Source organism: Naasia sp. SYSU D00948, from assembly GCF_017916515.1.
GTDB lineage: Bacteria > Actinomycetota > Actinomycetes > Actinomycetales > Microbacteriaceae > Naasia.
In genome coordinates this window covers 2,919,499-2,934,017 of sequence record NZ_JAFMTA010000001.1, presented here as the reverse complement: position 1 = coordinate 2,934,017, position 14,519 = coordinate 2,919,499, and the positions used below count along the sequence as shown (strand labels likewise).

The following is a 14,519-nucleotide window of genomic DNA, read 5'->3' as shown; positions in this document are numbered from 1 at the left end:
GGCTACAGGGCGACCCTGTTGTTGTCGCCGATGTCGGGCGTTCCGCCGGTCAGCGCGGCCTTCACGCCCTTGATCAGGGCGACCGGCTTCGGATCGGTCATCGTCCAGTACTCGGCCGTCTCCGCGTGCACCTTGATCAGCGCGATCCGCGGGTCGTCCTTGCCGTTCTCGAACCACGCCTGAGCGCCGCCTGTCCAGTACTCGTCGATCTTCGCGCGGTCCTGCACGAGCTCCGCCCGACCCGAGATCGAGAGCCAGCCCTTGCCGGACTCGTACGCGACGTTGACGTGGTTGTCGCTCTGGATCTGGTGCACCTTGTCGGCGTCGTTGTAGGTGAAGAACCAGACGTCGCCGTCGAACTCGGCCTCGACGGTGGCGAGTGGCCGGCTGACGAGGCGCCCGTCCTCGCTGACCGTGGTCAGCAGACCGATGCGCGCGTCCTTGATGATCTTGCCGATCTGCTCGAGCTCTTCCTTCGTCGCGGTGGTCGCCAGCAGTCCTCCTCGGGTCGTGGCTCTCGGGACGGCGGAGGCCGTCGTCGCGACGCTAGGACCGCAGCCTCCCAGGCGGCTGGACGACGAGGGGACGCTCCGTCCTCCCGGCGGACCCGTGGCCACCGCTACCCTGAGCGCGACGCCGCGCATCCTGCCGTTCCACGCGGCCGCTCGGAGGAGTGATGACCGCAGAGGCGCCGATCGTCCAGCCTGACTACTCGCCGCTCACCGCCCCCCTGACCAAGCAGGAGATCGACGACTTCCGCCGGCAGTCGAAGGCGCAGGGCGCGCCCTGGGCGCACCGTCCCGATCCGACCGGCCGCGGCATGGGCGGCCTGATCGCCCGCTTCGTCCCGGTCGCCGTTCCGGTGCTCGGCGTCCTGTTCCTCCTCTTCGTCGTCGGGCCGGACCTGCCGTCGCTCGTGCGCGGCCTCGTCGAGTACACGGTCGGTGCGCCCTTCCCGATGAACCTCCTCTTCGTCGGCTTCGCGGCGATCTGGCTCCTTGCGATCGGGGCCGCCGCGTTCGCGCTGATCCGCTGGATCGGAAGCGCGGGCTTCCCGCGCCGCTGGTGGGAGACGGCGCTGCGGCTCACCCGATTCGCGTCCGCGAACGGCCTCACCTACGGGCACGAGGAGCCGATCTCCTACCCCGGCAGCGTCTTCCAGGTGGGCGAGCGGCGGACTGCGGAGCGGCGCCTCGCGAGCGCGACCGGCCGGCGGTCGGAGATCGGCAACTACCGCTACATCGTCGTGCAGCGGAACCGGAAGGGGCAGGACCGGATCACCATCCACCGGTGGGGCTACATCGCGATCGGGCTCGACCGGAACCTGCCGCACATGCTCCTCGACGCTCGCGCCAACGACCGGAGCCTCCTCGGCATCCGCGCCAGCAACCTGCCGGTCCAGTTCGACCGCGACCAGGTGCTGTCGCTCGAGGGCGACTTCGACCAGCACTTCACGCTCTACGCGCCGCAGGAGTACGAGCGGGACGCCCTCTACGTCTTCACGCCCGACCTCATGGCGCTGCTCATCGACGAGGTCGGCGGCTTCGACGTCGAGATCGTCGACGACACGATGTTCGTCTACTCCCGCACCCCGTTCGACCTGCTCGCCCCCGCCACGTACGAGCGGATGCGCGACATCGTCGGCACGGTCGGCGCGAAGGCGCTGCGGCAGACCGCCCGCTACGCCGACGAGCGGGTCGGCGACCGGATGCGCAACGTCGTCGCGGAGCCCGGCCGGCGGCTGCAGCGGCGCACGAACTGGCTCGCGATCATCGGCGTCGGGCTGATCGTCGCGTGGTGGGTCTACAACACCTTCCTCGTGCCGATCTTCGGGCTGCCGCCGTTCCTCAGCGAGTGACCCGATGGACGCCGGCGCCGGGCTCGCGGTCCTCACGATCGGTCACTCCACGCACCCGATCGAGGAGTTCGCCGACATCATCCGCGCGTACGGCGTCGAACTGCTCGTCGACGTGCGGACTGTGCCCAAGTCCCGCCACAACCCGCAGTTCAACGCCGACGCGCTCGCGGAGAGCCTGCCCGCCGCCGGCATCGGGTACGAGCGCATGCCGGCGCTCGGCGGCCTCCGCCACCCGCGTCCGGACAGCCCGAACGGCGGCTGGCGCAACGACTCCTTCCGCGGCTACGCCGACTACATGCAGACGGAGCAGTTCGCGGACGCGGTCGACGCTCTGCTCACGCGGGCGCGCGCACGGCGCACGGCGATCATGTGCGCCGAGGCGGTGCCCTGGCGCTGCCACCGCTCGCTGATCGCGGACGCCCTGCTGGTGCGGTCCGCGCCGGTGCTGCACATCATGTCCGCCGCGGCCGCCCGCCCGCACGCCCTGCACTCCTTCGCCCGGGTCAACGGGATGCGCATCACCTATCCGCCGGAGCTCCCGTCCGATACGCCGGACACGGGTCCCTCCAGCTGACGCCGCCTCCCGCCTCCGCCGCCCTCCAGAGAGATCCGGCTGGGTCAGCGACGTCGGCTCTCAAGCGGCAGCGTGCGTCCCGCCCCCACTGCATGCTGGGGCGCGTCAACCCGTTGCACCGATCCGGGGCTGCGCCTGGAGTAGTCCAATGAGCAGCGCGGCAAGCGCATCGGGCGCGACGGCCGGCGCGATCCCGGTGAAGGGGATCGGCCATCTGAAGAGGGTCGTCACCGGCCCCCTTTTGTTCGCCTTCATCGTCGGCGACACCCTGGGCGCAGGCATCTACACCCTCGTCGGCACGATGGCCGCCGACGTCGGCGGGGTCATCTGGCTGCCGCTGCTGATCGCGCTCGTCGCGGCCCTCCTCACGGCGGGAACCTACGCGGAGCTGATCACCAAGTATCCGCACGCGGGCGGCGCCGCCCGGTACGCCGAGCGGGCGTTCAAGGTTCCGTACGTGTCCTTCCTCGTCGGGTTCCTGATGATGGCCTCCGGGATCACGACTGCCGCGGCCCTCGCCAACGCGTTCGCCGGCGACTACCTGGCCGCGGTCCTGCCCCTGCCGGCGGGTCCGACCGCCGTCGTGTTCATCGCCATCCTCATGCTCATCAACCTCTGGGGCGTCCGCGAGTCGCTCACCGCCAACCTGGTGGCGTCCGTGATCGAGGTGACCGGGCTCGTAATCGTGATCTTCTGCGCGGCCGTCCTCCTCGGCGCGGGCGGAGGCGACCCGGCTCGCGTGCTCGAGTTCACTCCCAACGTGGGCCCGCTCGAGGGCGCCTTCGCGGCATCCATTGTCGCGTTCTTCTCCTTCCTCGGCTTCGAGGCCGCCGCGAACATGGCCGAGGAGGTGCGCAACCCGTCGAAGGTGTACCCGCGCGCGCTGTTCGCCGCTCTCTGCACGGCCGCGGTGGTGTACCTCCTCATCGCGCTCGGCGCCGTCATCGCGGTGCCGCCGGGCGACCTCGCCGAATCGAGCGGCCCCCTGCTCGACGTGGTCCGGGCGAGCGGCGTCGGCATCCCGGGCTGGCTGTTCAGCCTCATCGCCCTCGTCGCGATCGCGAACGGCGCCCTGCTGTTCATGGTGATGGCGAGCCGCGTCGCGTACGGACTCGCGGAGGCCCGACTGCTGCCCACCGCCTTCGGGCGGGTGCTGCCGAACCGCCGCACGCCGTGGGTGTCGATCCTCGTCATCGGGGGCGCGACGATGGTTCTGGCCGTGTTCGGCGACGTCGGCACGCTCGCCGAGACGACGGTGCTCCTGCTGCTGCTCGTCTTCATCTCCGCGAGCGTCAGCGTGCTGGTGCTGAAGAAGGATCGCGTCAACCACGACCACTTCAACGTGCCGAAGGTCGTCCCCGTCCTCGCGATCATCGCGGCGGTCGTCCTGCTCACCCAGCAGACCGGCATCGCCTGGCTCGGCTCCGCCGGCTACGTCGTCGTCGGGACGATCCTGTTCTTCGTCGCGCAGTTCTCGCGGAAGCAGGAGCCGGCGTCGGCGGCGGAGATCACTCCTGGAGATGAGCGGGAGGACATCTCCGAGCGGTGACCGAGAACGTCGCCTCCGCGACCCGGCCCGAGCCCTCCCGCCCGTGACACCGTCGTCGATCTCCCCCGTTCCACCGCCGCTGCCGGGCCGCCCGATCATCGGGCAGCGCTGGAGTGACATCACGTTCCTGCACTGGCGGGTAGACCCGGCCCGGGTCGCGCCGCTCCTGCCCGAGGGGACACGTCCCGACGTCTTCGACGGCGCCGCGTGGGTCGGGCTGATCCCGTTCCTGCTGTCCCGCACGCGCATCCCGCCCGGCCCGCCTATCCCCTGGCTCGGCACCTTCCCCGAGACGAACGTGCGCCTGTACTCCGTCGACGAGACCGGCCGCCGCGGCGTCGTCTTCGCCTCCCTCGATGCGGCGCACCTGGTGCCGGTGCTCACGGCGCGGGCGGTGTTCGGTCTGCCGTACCGCTGGGCAGGGATGCGGATGGAGCGTCGCGGCGACCGGATCGCGTACCGGTCGCGCCGCCACTCGCGGAACGGGCCGTCCTCGCACGTGATCGCCCGCGTCCTCGATGAGGCGGTCACCGCCGATCCGCTCGCCGACTTCCTCACCGCCCGCTGGGGCTTCCACCAGCGGCACCTTGGCAACACCTGCTTCGGACCGAACAGCCATCGGCCGTGGCCGCTCCAGCGAGCGGAGCTGCTGCACCTCGACGACGACCTGCTCGCGGCCGCGGGCTTCCCCGACCTGGCGTCGCGGCCGCCCGACTCCGCCCTCTACTCGCGCGGCGTCGACACCGTCTTCAGCCGGCCGATTCCGGTCGCTTGAGCCGCCGAATCCCGGAGTCCGGCGACGGACCGGCGACCCGTCCTCGGCGTTCGCACCGAAGAGCAGCGGCGCCCTCGCTCGCTCCTGCGCCGGGACAGCCGTCACTCGTACGTCCGCAGCACCTCGAACACCCGGTACTCCCCGCCGTCGACCATGATCGACGAGAACCGTGCGCACACCTCGTCGTCCTGCTCCGCCTCGATGACCTTCTCCATCGCCTCGGCGCTCTCGAAGAACACCAGGTCGGCGTAGCCGCCGGCCCCGTCCCGCACGAGCACGCGCCGGACGATCCCGTCCTGCTTCTGCACGAACCCGGTCTCGAACTCGGCGGACGCGTCGAGCAGGGCCGCCTCGGTCACCCCGGGCCGAAGTGTGAACGGTGACAGTGCGATCTGCATGGCGCCTCCCTTCCTGTGCCCGGCACGCTATGGGCAAACGTGTCGGCGACTGTCACATTTGTTCCGTGGCTGAGGAGCGTGGACAGGCGGCGCGGCTCGAGACACTCAAGGGCCTGCTCGCCGATCGGGACACCACGACCGCCCCCGAGCTCGCGGCTGAGCTCGGGGTGAGCGTCCGCACGGTCCGCCGCGACCTCGCCTTCCTGCGGAACATCGGAGTGCCGATCGACAGTGACCGGGGACGCGGCGGCGGGCTGCGCCTGGAGCACGGCTGGTCGCTCGGCCGGGTCCACCTCAGCGAGTCGGAGGCCATCGGGCTGCTGATCGGCCTCACCATCGCCGAGAAGGTGGGCTCGCCGATCCTGCTCGGCGACACGAGGTCGATCGCGCGGAAGGTCGCCACGTCCTTCGCGCCGGCGCAGGCGCGGCGCATTCGTGGCGTCCGCTCCCGGATCCTCGTCGGCTCTCCCGCGTCCGCTCAGGTCCTCACGACGTATGCGACCCCGCCGGACCGCGTCACCGGACCGCTGCTCGACGGATTCCCGAACCGGCGCCTCGTGACGATCCGCTACGAGGATCAGCAGCGCACCCTCACGGACCGCGAGATCGAGCCGCAGTACCCCTCCAAGTCCCCGCACTGGCGTGGCGCCAAGTCGCCTCCAAGCCCTCCTGGCGGACGGCAAGAACCCGGCAAGCGCCCCTCGACACACTCGATGTGCACTCGATCCCACACCGACCCGAAGGACCGACCCCATGACTCTCACCGACTCGGATCTCACTGAATCCAGCCCCCTCGCCCAGCTCGCTGACCGCGTCGCCGGCCCCGTCCACCTCCCTGGAACCGAGGAGTACCTGGTCGCCGCCATGCCCTGGAACGTCGCCGTCGCCTCCTTCCCCGCCGCCGTGCTGGAGGCGGAGACCGCCGATGACGTCGTCGCGGCGATCAGGTTCGCGAACGAGCACGGGCTCGAGGTCGGCGTCCGCGCCACCGGGCACGGCGCCTTCGAGGCACTCGAGAACGTGCTGCTCCTCCGCACGAACCGGCTCGACGAGCTCACCGTGCACCCCGAGGGCTGGGCCCGCGTCGGCGCCGGCGTGAAGTGGGCGCAGGTCATTGAGGCCGCCGCCCCGTACGGGCTTGCACCGCTCGCCGGATCCGCCCCCGACGTCGGCGTGGTCGGCTACCTGACCGGCGGCGGCATCGGCCCCCTCGCCCGCACCTACGGCGTCTCCGCCGACTACGTTCGGGCGATCGAGGTGGTGACCGGTGACGGCGAGCTCCATCGCGCGACCGCCACCGACAACCCGGCGCTGTTCTGGGCGCTGCGCGGTGGCAAGGGCGCGCTCGGCATCATCACGGCGATCGAGTTCGACCTGGTGCGCCAGCCCACCATCTACGGCGGCGCCCTCTTCTTCGACGGCGCCGACACCGCAGCGGTCATGCGGACCTGGGCCGAGTGGTGCCTCACCCTGCCCGAACAGGCGACCACCTCCATCGCGATCCTCCGGCTCCCCGACGCGCCGTTCGTGCCGCCGCCCCTGGCCGGGCGCATGTCGGTGACCGTCCGCTTCGTGTGGACCGGCGACCCCGCCGAGGGCGAGCAGGTGTTCGCGCCGATGGCGGCCGTGGCCGCGCCGATCTTCGGCCAGGTCGGCGTCATGCCGTACACGATGATCGGCCTCGTCCACGCGGATCCCGTCGACCCCATGCCGGTGCACGAGCACGCCGCCCTGCTCCGTGAGTTCGGTCCGGACACCGTGGACGCGCTCCTCCCGCTCGTCGGCCCCGCCGCGGACTGCCCGCAGGTGATCGTCGAGGTCCGGCAGCTGGGCGGCGCGGTGGCGCGGTTCCCGGAGAACGCCGGCGCGCTCTCCTATCGCGACAGCGCGTATACGTTCCTCACGATCGGCATCAAGGCGGGTCCGGGCGCTGAGGCGACGGTGGCGAACGCCGAGCAGATCGGGGGCGCGCTCGCGCCCTGGAGCACCGGCCACGCGATGCCGAACTGGGCGCCCAGCGGCAAGCCCGAGGATGTCGCCCGCACCTACGACCGCGAGACCCTGACCCGGCTCGTCACCCTCTCGGCCACCTACGACCCCAAGTCGGTGATCCGGGCCGCGCGGCCGATGCGGGAGGCGCTCGCCCTGTCCTCCTGAGCAGTCACCTCAACCGACACATCCGCCCTGCCTGAACCGACCCATCGGACGCGCCCGACCCGACGCCCGACACCCGACACCCGACACCCGACAGGATCGGCCCTGGCTCGCCCACCCAGCCAGGGCCGATCTTGGTGTTTCCGCGGCCGAGGGTCCCGCCATGTGCTCCGGACTCGCGACTCGGACCGGCCAGAAACCGCCGTAGGCCCCCGTCCGCCGTCAGGACGCGTCGCTGAGCTGATGGGCCCAGGGAGCAACGGTCATCCCGTAGGCGCGCATCGCGCGCTGCGCGACGATCGCGAAGGCCTCGCCCCGCCGCTCGGCGTAGGTGGTCGCCTGCTCGACGAGGTCCGCCGCCTCGAGGGCGCGCATCCGCATCTCCACCCGATCCACCGCCCGCACGAGCGCCGCCATGGCCCGCGCATCGGCGTGCCCGGCGAGCTGAACGGTCCCGCCATGCTTGCTGCGGATCCGCATGCTGAGCACAGCCGCGAGCACCAGAGACGCTCGCTCTCCCTCGATCATCGGCTCCCCTGCGCTTCCCATGCGGGTCACGGTACGACCGTCCGCCGACACCCGCCAGCCCCCGCGATTTTCCGGCGAGTCCTCCACATGTGGAGGAAGAAGCGGTGGACAACACTAGATGTTGTGGTTCTGCCCCGCCTCCGGTGGCGGGCGGTCACCCTCTTGCGCGGTTCAGGTCTTTCGACGCGGATCAGGACCCAGGGCCCGTTTCGTACGCGGTTCAGGAAGACGCGCCGTGCCGGGAAGCGCCGATCCTGATCCGCGCAAGAGCCGGGACCCGCGACGCGATTGCTGAGCCGGCATCGTGCTTCTCACCGACCGCCGGAGTCCTTCATCCCCCCCCCCCCCCGCGGATGCGCCCGGTCGGAGCCGCCTCCTAAACTTCGGCCAGCGCGAAGGAGGGAAGCACATGCACTACCGCCTGCTGGGCTCCCTCGAGGTCGAGCACGACGACGCGCGCGTCGACCTCGGCCCGCCGAAGCAGCGGGCGGTCCTCGCGGTGCTGCTGCTCTCCCGCGGACGCGTCGTCCCGACCGACCGGCTCGTCGCCGCCGTCTGGGGCGAGAACCCGCCGACGAGCGTCTCCGCCAGCCTCCAGGCGTACATCTCGAATTTGCGCCGCATCCTTCGGGACGAGCGCACCGCCGCCTCCCCCATCGTCCGCCGCTCCCCCGGCTACCTCCTCGACATCCCCGACGAGCACGTCGACGTCGCCGCCTTCCTCCGCGGCGCCGACGCCGCCCGCGCCGCCGTCGAGGCCCGCGACTGGCCCGCCGCGGTCGACGCCGCCCGCACCGCTCTCGAGTTCTGGCGCGGCGGCCTGCTCGAGGATCTCCGCGACGAGGAGTGGGTGAAGCGCGAGTCCCACCGGCTGGACGAGCGCCGCAGCGAGACCCGGGAGAACCTCGTCACCGGCCTCCTCGGCTGCGGCCGCCTCGCCGAGGCGGTCGTCGAGGCGCAACGCCTGCGCTCGGCCGAGCCCCTGCGCGAGCGCGGGGCCTGGCTCGAGGTGATCGCCCTGCATCGCGACGGCCGGAGCGCGGACGCCCTCGACGCGTACCGCGCGCACGCCCGCCTCCTCGACGAGGAGCTCGGCCTCGAGCCGGGACCCGCGCTCCGCGACCTGCACGGCGCGATCCTCCGCCAGGATCCCGACCTGGCCACCTGGCCCGTGGCGAGCCGCGCCCGCCACGTCCCCGCCGTGGTCGAGCCCGACCGACCGCACGAGGACCCCGAGCCGGCCGACGCCGTGCGCCTCCCGTCCCGCCCCTTCATCGGCAGGACCCGCGAGCTCGCCGCCATCCGCGGCATGCGGACGGACGCCGGAACCGACACCGCCCGCTGGCTCGTCCTCACCGGCCCGGCCGGCATCGGCAAGACTCGCCTCGCCGAGGAGACCCTCGCGGACGAGCAGTCCCGCGGCGCCCGCATCGTCCGCACCGCCTGTCCCGAGGACGAGGGCACGCCGCCGTGGTGGCCGATCCGCGGCGTCGTCCGCGGGCTCGGCGGCGACCCGGACGTGCTGCTCACCCCGCCCGCCGGCACGGACGCGGACGCCGCCCGCTGGGTCGTCTACGACCGGCTCGACGGGCTCCTGCGGGCGTCCGTGACGGGCGAGACGGTGATCCTCGTCGACGACGTGCAGTGGTCGGACTCCGCGTCGCTGCGCTGGCTCACGCACCTCGCGTCCTCCGGCTTCTCGGGCCGGATCACGTTCGTGCTCACGGTCCGCGACGAGGGCGAGCCGCGGCCCGACCTCGAGCGCCTGCTCGCCGCCATTGCTCGCCAGCCGGCGAACCGCCAGCTCGCGGTGTCCCCGCTCGCGACGGGCGAGGTCGCCGAGCTCGCCGCTCTCGTCAGCGGCGAGGAGATCCCGGACGAGGAGGCGGTCGCGCTCACCGAGCAGACCGGCGGCAATCCGTTCTTCGTCGGCGAGTACGCCCGCCTGCCCCGCGAGGAGCGCGCCGCGGGCGGCATCCCGCTCGCCGTCCGCTCGGTGCTCCGCCGCCGCCTCACCGCGGTCGACCCCGACGTGCTGCAGGTGCTGCGCACCGCCGCGGTGATGAACGATCCGCTCGACATCGACCTGCTCTGCGCGGTCACCCGACTCGACCGGGAGGAGCTCGCCGACCTCCTCGACGAGGCCGCCGACGAGCACCTGATCGTGCCCGCGCCGGAGTCCGGCAGCTACGCCTTCGCGCACGGCCTGCTCCGCGACGAGGTGCTCGCCGGGCTCTCCGCGCCGCGGCGGCAGCGGCTGCACGCGAAGATCGCGGAGGCGCTCCGCTCCTCCGGGGGCCCCGACCGCCTCGTCCGGCGCGCCGCGCATCTCGTGTCCGCGTTCCCGCTCGTCGAGGCGGAGGAGGTGTTCGAGGCCTGCCGCGCGGCGGCGCTCGACGCCGAGGAGCGGTGGCTGTCGGAGGCGGCCGCCCGCTGGTACGACGCCGCCATCCGCGCCTACGACCAGCTGCCCGACGAGCGCCGCGACGACGAGGAGCGCGACCAGCTGCTCGTCGCCCGGGTCGCCGCGCTCGCCCGCGCGGGCCGCTGGTCCACCGTCCTCCAGGTCGTCGAGGAGGGCGTCACCTCCGCCGTCCGGGACGGCCGCCTCCCCTCGGCGGGCCGCCTGGCCGCGACGCTGCTGCGCACGGCCGGATCCTGGCCCTGGGCCGCGTACACCGAGGACGCCGCCCCGCTGATGGCCCGCCTCGTCGGCATCGAGCCGCTCGTCGCCGCCGACCCCGCCGCCCACGCCCGGGTCCTCGCCGCGATCGCGGTCGGCAGCTACTACGAGATCGACGGCAGCATCCGCGACCGGCTCAGCGCCCGCGCGATCGAGCTCGCCGAGTCGACCGGCGACAACGACGTCCTCGCCGACACGCTCCTCGGCCGCGCTCTCGTCTTCGCCGGTGTCGCGAGCCACGTGCACGACGAGGAGGACGCCCTGAAGCGCCTCCTCGTCCTCCCCCACCGGCTGGCCCGCCTGGACACCGTCCTCAGCCACAACATGCTCACCCTCACCGCCCTCATTCAGGGCCGGCTCGACGAGATGGAGGAGCACCTCCGCCAGGGCATCGCGGGCAGCGACTCGCTGCGGCTGCCGATCTCGCGCGTCCAGCTGCGCTGGGCCGAGGGCACCTTCCACCTGTTCCGCGGCGACATCGAGCGCGCGGAACAGCTCTACCGGCACGCGTACGAGCTGCACCGGCAGACGGAGCTGTACGTGATGGGCGTGCACGAGCTCGCGCTGCTCGCGGTGCGCTGGCACCAGGGGCGCCTGTCGGAGGTGGAGGGCGTGCCGGTCGCGAACGTGTCGATGATGCCGTGGGCGCAGGCGGCGCTCGCGATCGCGGCCGGCCGCACCGATGAGGGCGAGGCGATGATCGCGGCGGCCCTGCGGAAGCCGACGCTCGACGTGTGGACGACCGGCGGCGAGCTGACGCTGCTCGCGCACCAGATGGCGGATGCCGGGCTGGGGAAGCACGCAGCGGCGGTTGCGGAGCGGCTGCGGCCGCTCGCCGGGCTGGTCGGGGCGATCGGTCAGGTCGGGGTCATCGGGCGGGTGGACGATGCGCTGCGGCGGCTAAACGCGCTTGACGCGCCCGAGGCGGCGCAGGGACCGGCTGATGCGCATGCCGGGTTCGAGGCGCCTCTCGTTAACTGACGTCCTCGATCCGCATCGCTGAGTCGACGCAGGCCGAGTCGCAGCGCCGGACCGGAACCTGGACTGCAGCGATTCCCTCAGAGATCGAGGAAGTCGGCCAGCCACCGTCTCGATTCAGCGAGGCAGGCGGGGGTGACGTGGCCGGCGACGGCGGTCACCCTGCTTCTGCTGAGGGTGCGCGGCTGCTCAGTCATGATCCAAGATGGGCGGTCGAGGCCGCTCGGGCCGGCGACGCGCACATGATTCGGCCAGCCCCGGTCCACGGTGGTGATCGGCAGCCCGATCGCCAGTGTCGTGACCGCATCGAGGTAGCCCTCGGAGGCGACGATCAGCACCGGGCGGTGGCCGCCCTGCTCGCGACCCGCGACCGGCTCGAGCGAGGCCCAGACGACGGATCCCGGTTTGATCGGGATTCCGGTCACTCGCGAGCGTCGCTGAGTTCGGTCGTCTCCCACTCGCGCGTCTCCGCGGAGTGGGAGGCCGCATCCTCATCCGACGTTCTCGCGAGGGCTGCTTTGACGGCAGCGAGTCGCTGGCGGCGCTCCTCCATGTCAGCAAGGGCGGCGAGATGGGCTCCTAAGGTCCGACCGGCCTGCGCCGCCTGCGCCTTGAGTCGATCACGGAGCTCGTCGGTGACCTTGATCGTCGTGGTCATACTTTCAGTATACCGGCCGTCCTCGGTATGCCTCTGCTCTTGGCGATCGACTCGCTCTGCGCCTGCCCGGGCTCGACCTCGGCCACTCCTACGCCGACGACCTCGGCGGCGCGTGCGTTCATCCGTGTTCCGGACGGCGGTGTCTGCCGCGAGAAACGCCACCGCGGACCGCTACCTGGAGTCTTGAGGGAAACGCGAGGACAGGTACGCGCGCAGAGCGGGGTCGCATGCGTAGACGTACGTTCCCTGTATGCCGCGCGTCAGCAGGACGGCGTAGATGTTGCTGACGAACCGGAGCAGGTCGTGGTCGGTGTATGCCTTGCCCAGGAGGGCGTTGTTCTCCTTCCCCTTCTTGTCGTGGTAGGAGGCTCGATCGATCAACAGCCTGTTGCGCACCGGGTCGTAGCGAAGGTCCGGCCCGATGATGACCCCTGCGTAGTTCAGGTCGTATCCCTGGACTGTGTGGATCGATCCCACTTCATCAAGAGCCTTTGGGGAGGCGATCCAGTCGGTCGGCACGCTGTTCCAACGCAACTGGCACCCATCGATCTCGATGTCATACGCGGACTTGTCGTTCTTGCTCTTCCATTCCCACGCGTATCCGGCCACCAGACGTGCAAGGCCGACCTCCGAGTCGCGCTTTCGAATCGCGTCGCGCATCTCTGCGACGCTCTCGAACATCCGGAAGTCGTAGTCCCCGAAATCCGCGCGCGTCAGACGCCGCGCCGGGTGATAAGCAGGGCGTCCGTCGAGCACCGCTCTGATGAATCCCACATAGTCAGATCCGGCGCGCACCCGCATCTGCGAGGCCAGAGAGTAATGCCGGTGGGTCGACCTGGCCTCCGCCGCCAGGCGGGCGAGTGCATCAGCCGGCAGGTCGGCGGGCCGGACGCTCTGAGCAGCGTCGAGGAGGAAGATCTGATGCTTGCTCTTGGCTCGGATCCAGTCGAGCTGGGTCTTAGCCAGATCATCGCTTCCGAACAGCCGCTCGTTGATCACGCGGAAGTTGCGGTTCTGGACGCCCGACGGCTGATTGGCGCGCTGGTTGAGTCGGTGAGTCTCATCCACGATGAGGAGATCGAAGTCGTGCCCGGCGAGACCGACGTCGAATGGCGTGAGAACCATGCCTGGACTCAGTCCCGGAGTCTTCCTGAAGACGTTCTTGATCGACTGGCGCAGCGACTGTTGCGGCACGACGAGTCCAACTCGTGCCCCGGCCAGCAGTTCGCGGTATCCGGGGGCGAAGAAGTCCGAGAACATCGAGTCGGCCTCGTGGTCCTCGGACGGTGCTGCCCGCGCGATGTCGGCGAGGAGCTTGAGCAGGTAGATCGCGACCACGGTCTTGCCGGTTCCCGGATCGCCCTGGATGACCGTCGTGCTGGGAATGTCAGCAGCAAGGTCAGCGAACAGGCCTTCGAGGATGTCCTCGACGGCGACCGCCTGGTCTTGCGTAAGGGCCTTGAAGGGCGAGAGCTTGAAGAGATCGCTGTTCTCGATTTCGGGAACGGAGCGGGTGAAGATGCCGTCGCGCCGCAGTTGCTCGACGACATCTCGGAAGGCCTCACGGTATCGATCCCGGTCGTAGTAATCCGCCTCGGTGATGCCGTCGTTCCGGTTCAGGACCCGGAGCGCGCCGTCGCCCGCGAGCAGGCGGATCAGGTATGACTCGAGATCGAGGCAGACCGACTTGTTGAAGGTCGCGTCGACTACGACTCGGACGGTCCGAAGATGCTTTTTGCTTGCGGATTCCAGGTGCTGTCGCAGCCTCGCGGCGGCGTTCAGGGTTTCGCCGACGTAGACGTCGCTCAATCCCTGGACGGAACCGTTTCCGCCCTGGTCGAGAACGTAGACGACCGGCCAATTCGTGTGGCGCTCGCTCTTCGGCGCCCACGTCCTTACTGATCTGTGGTCGAAGTCCAGGCGGGAGATCTCAAAGCCGGTCATACTTCGTCGCCCGCCCTCGGACCTTGTCCGCCGGATACTTCTGCCGGGTTGTTGCGAGCTTCTCGAGGACGATCTGCTCCGGGTCTACCCCGAGTCGTTCGGCAAGCAGCATGCAGTAGGTCAGCACGTCCGCGAGTTCCTCCTGGACACGACGGCTCTCGACGTCGCCACTCCACTGGAAGCACTCGAGCAGCTCGCCGGCCTCGATCGCGATGCTCTTCGCGAGGTTTTCGGGGGTGTGGAACTGGGCCCAATCGCGCTCGGCGACGAAGGCGGCCAGTTCTTCACGCGCGGTCCGGTCGCCCATGTGGTCAACGTATCAGCGGTGCCGCGCTCGGGAAGAAGGCAGGGTAAGGGCGGCTTCAGGAGTGGCCATGGTTGGTGTGACGGTTCGTTCCCCTGTGCGGCGGCGTAGCAGCG

At 70.8% G+C, this 14,519-nt stretch carries 14 protein-coding genes; 7 read left to right on the top strand and 7 right to left on the bottom strand.

The features are described 5' to 3' along the window. Positions 1 to 2 precede the first annotated feature (2 nt). Positions 3 to 617 (bottom strand): pyridoxamine 5'-phosphate oxidase family protein, encoded by a 615-nt coding sequence (locus tag J3P30_RS13660; RefSeq protein WP_307807510.1) that lies wholly within the window; start codon positions 615 to 617, stop codon positions 3 to 5. 59 nt (positions 618 to 676) lie between these two features. On the opposite strand from J3P30_RS13660, the gene J3P30_RS13655 reads away from it, so the two are divergent. The 4 genes from J3P30_RS13655 to J3P30_RS13640 all read left to right on the top strand — a co-directional run bounded on the left by J3P30_RS13655 (position 677) and on the right by J3P30_RS13640 (position 4,756). After that, the gene (locus tag J3P30_RS13655) at positions 677 to 1,858 is read left to right on the top strand and encodes a hypothetical protein (RefSeq protein ID WP_210481555.1); all 1,182 of its coding nucleotides are present in this window, start codon (positions 677 to 679) and stop codon (positions 1,856 to 1,858) included. Between the two features lie 4 nt (positions 1,859 to 1,862). Continuing rightward, complete coding sequence (locus tag J3P30_RS13650) at positions 1,863 to 2,432, top strand: DUF488 family protein (RefSeq protein ID WP_210481554.1); 570 nt, start codon at positions 1,863 to 1,865, stop codon at positions 2,430 to 2,432. A 148-nt stretch (positions 2,433 to 2,580) separates the two neighbouring features. After that, positions 2,581 to 3,981 carry an APC family permease gene (locus J3P30_RS13645; protein WP_210481553.1) on the top strand — a complete coding sequence of 467 codons (1,401 nt, stop codon included), beginning with the start codon at positions 2,581 to 2,583 and terminating at the stop codon, positions 3,979 to 3,981. Between the two features lie 43 nt (positions 3,982 to 4,024). Beyond that, on the top strand, positions 4,025 to 4,756 hold the full coding sequence (locus J3P30_RS13640) for a DUF2071 domain-containing protein (protein ID WP_307807509.1): 732 nt from the start codon (positions 4,025 to 4,027) through the stop codon (positions 4,754 to 4,756). A gap of 101 nt (positions 4,757 to 4,857) precedes the next feature. Here the strand turns inward: J3P30_RS13640 and J3P30_RS13635 are convergent, their stop codons facing one another. Next, entirely contained in the window at positions 4,858 to 5,115 is a 258-nt protein-coding gene (locus J3P30_RS13635; RefSeq protein WP_210481551.1) for a hypothetical protein, read from the bottom strand. 104 nt (positions 5,116 to 5,219) lie between these two features. Between J3P30_RS13635 and J3P30_RS13630 the strand changes: the two genes are divergently transcribed. Together J3P30_RS13630 and J3P30_RS13625 are read left to right on the top strand one after the other, a co-directional pair. Continuing rightward, the gene (locus J3P30_RS13630; protein ID WP_210481550.1) at positions 5,220 to 5,936 is read left to right on the top strand and encodes a YafY family protein; all 717 of its coding nucleotides are present in this window, start codon (positions 5,220 to 5,222) and stop codon (positions 5,934 to 5,936) included. Beyond that, entirely contained in the window at positions 5,908 to 7,311 is a 1,404-nt protein-coding gene (locus J3P30_RS13625) for an FAD-binding oxidoreductase (protein ID WP_210481549.1), read from the top strand. The genes J3P30_RS13630 and J3P30_RS13625 overlap by 29 nt, the downstream gene beginning before the upstream one ends. A gap of 219 nt (positions 7,312 to 7,530) precedes the next feature. Here J3P30_RS13625 and J3P30_RS13620 read toward each other — a convergent pair whose 3' ends face one another. Then, a complete protein-coding gene (locus J3P30_RS13620) occupies positions 7,531 to 7,857 on the bottom strand; it encodes a hypothetical protein (protein ID WP_210481548.1) in 327 nt (108 codons plus the stop codon). A gap of 388 nt (positions 7,858 to 8,245) precedes the next feature. Between J3P30_RS13620 and J3P30_RS13615 the strand changes: the two genes are divergently transcribed. After that, positions 8,246 to 11,500: a BTAD domain-containing putative transcriptional regulator gene (locus J3P30_RS13615; RefSeq protein ID WP_210481547.1), complete on the top strand. Its 3,255-nt coding sequence runs from the start codon at positions 8,246 to 8,248 to the stop codon at positions 11,498 to 11,500. 77 nt (positions 11,501 to 11,577) lie between these two features. Here the strand turns inward: J3P30_RS13615 and J3P30_RS13610 are convergent, their stop codons facing one another. From J3P30_RS13610 to J3P30_RS13595, 4 genes are all read right to left on the bottom strand, one after another. Continuing rightward, entirely contained in the window at positions 11,578 to 11,922 is a 345-nt protein-coding gene (locus J3P30_RS13610) for a type II toxin-antitoxin system PemK/MazF family toxin (protein WP_210481546.1), read from the bottom strand. Beyond that, positions 11,919 to 12,155, bottom strand: a complete 237-nt coding sequence (locus J3P30_RS13605; protein ID WP_210481545.1) for a hypothetical protein — start codon at positions 12,153 to 12,155, stop codon at positions 11,919 to 11,921. The genes J3P30_RS13610 and J3P30_RS13605 overlap by 4 nt, the downstream gene beginning before the upstream one ends. A gap of 171 nt (positions 12,156 to 12,326) precedes the next feature. Further along, positions 12,327 to 14,099, bottom strand: a complete 1,773-nt coding sequence (locus J3P30_RS13600) for a DUF2075 domain-containing protein (protein WP_210481544.1) — start codon at positions 14,097 to 14,099, stop codon at positions 12,327 to 12,329. After that, a complete protein-coding gene (locus J3P30_RS13595) occupies positions 14,086 to 14,406 on the bottom strand; it encodes a nucleotide pyrophosphohydrolase (RefSeq protein ID WP_210481543.1) in 321 nt (106 codons plus the stop codon). Before J3P30_RS13595 ends, J3P30_RS13600 begins: the two co-directional genes overlap by 14 nt. Positions 14,407 to 14,519: the final 113 nt, after the last annotated feature.

Bases quoted from the DNA above. Each gene is read 5' to 3' on its own strand.
- J3P30_RS13655 (WP_210481555.1), top strand. From the start codon at position 677: ATGACCGCAGAGGCGCCGATCGTCCAGCCTGACTACTCGCCGCTCACC.
- J3P30_RS13650 (WP_210481554.1), top strand. From the start codon at position 1,863: ATGGACGCCGGCGCCGGGCTCGCGGTCCTCACGATCGGTCACTCCACG.
- J3P30_RS13645 (WP_210481553.1), top strand. From the start codon at position 2,581: ATGAGCAGCGCGGCAAGCGCATCGGGCGCGACGGCCGGCGCGATCCCG.
- J3P30_RS13625 (WP_210481549.1), top strand. From the start codon at position 5,908: ATGACTCTCACCGACTCGGATCTCACTGAATCCAGCCCCCTCGCCCAG.
- J3P30_RS13620 (WP_210481548.1), bottom strand. From the start codon at position 7,857: ATGGGAAGCGCAGGGGAGCCGATGATCGAGGGAGAGCGAGCGTCTCTG.
- J3P30_RS13615 (WP_210481547.1), top strand. From the start codon at position 8,246: ATGCACTACCGCCTGCTGGGCTCCCTCGAGGTCGAGCACGACGACGCG.
- J3P30_RS13605 (WP_210481545.1), bottom strand. From the start codon at position 12,155: ATGACCACGACGATCAAGGTCACCGACGAGCTCCGTGATCGACTCAAG.
- J3P30_RS13600 (WP_210481544.1), bottom strand. From the start codon at position 14,099: ATGACCGGCTTTGAGATCTCCCGCCTGGACTTCGACCACAGATCAGTA.
- J3P30_RS13595 (WP_210481543.1), bottom strand. From the start codon at position 14,406: ATGGGCGACCGGACCGCGCGTGAAGAACTGGCCGCCTTCGTCGCCGAG.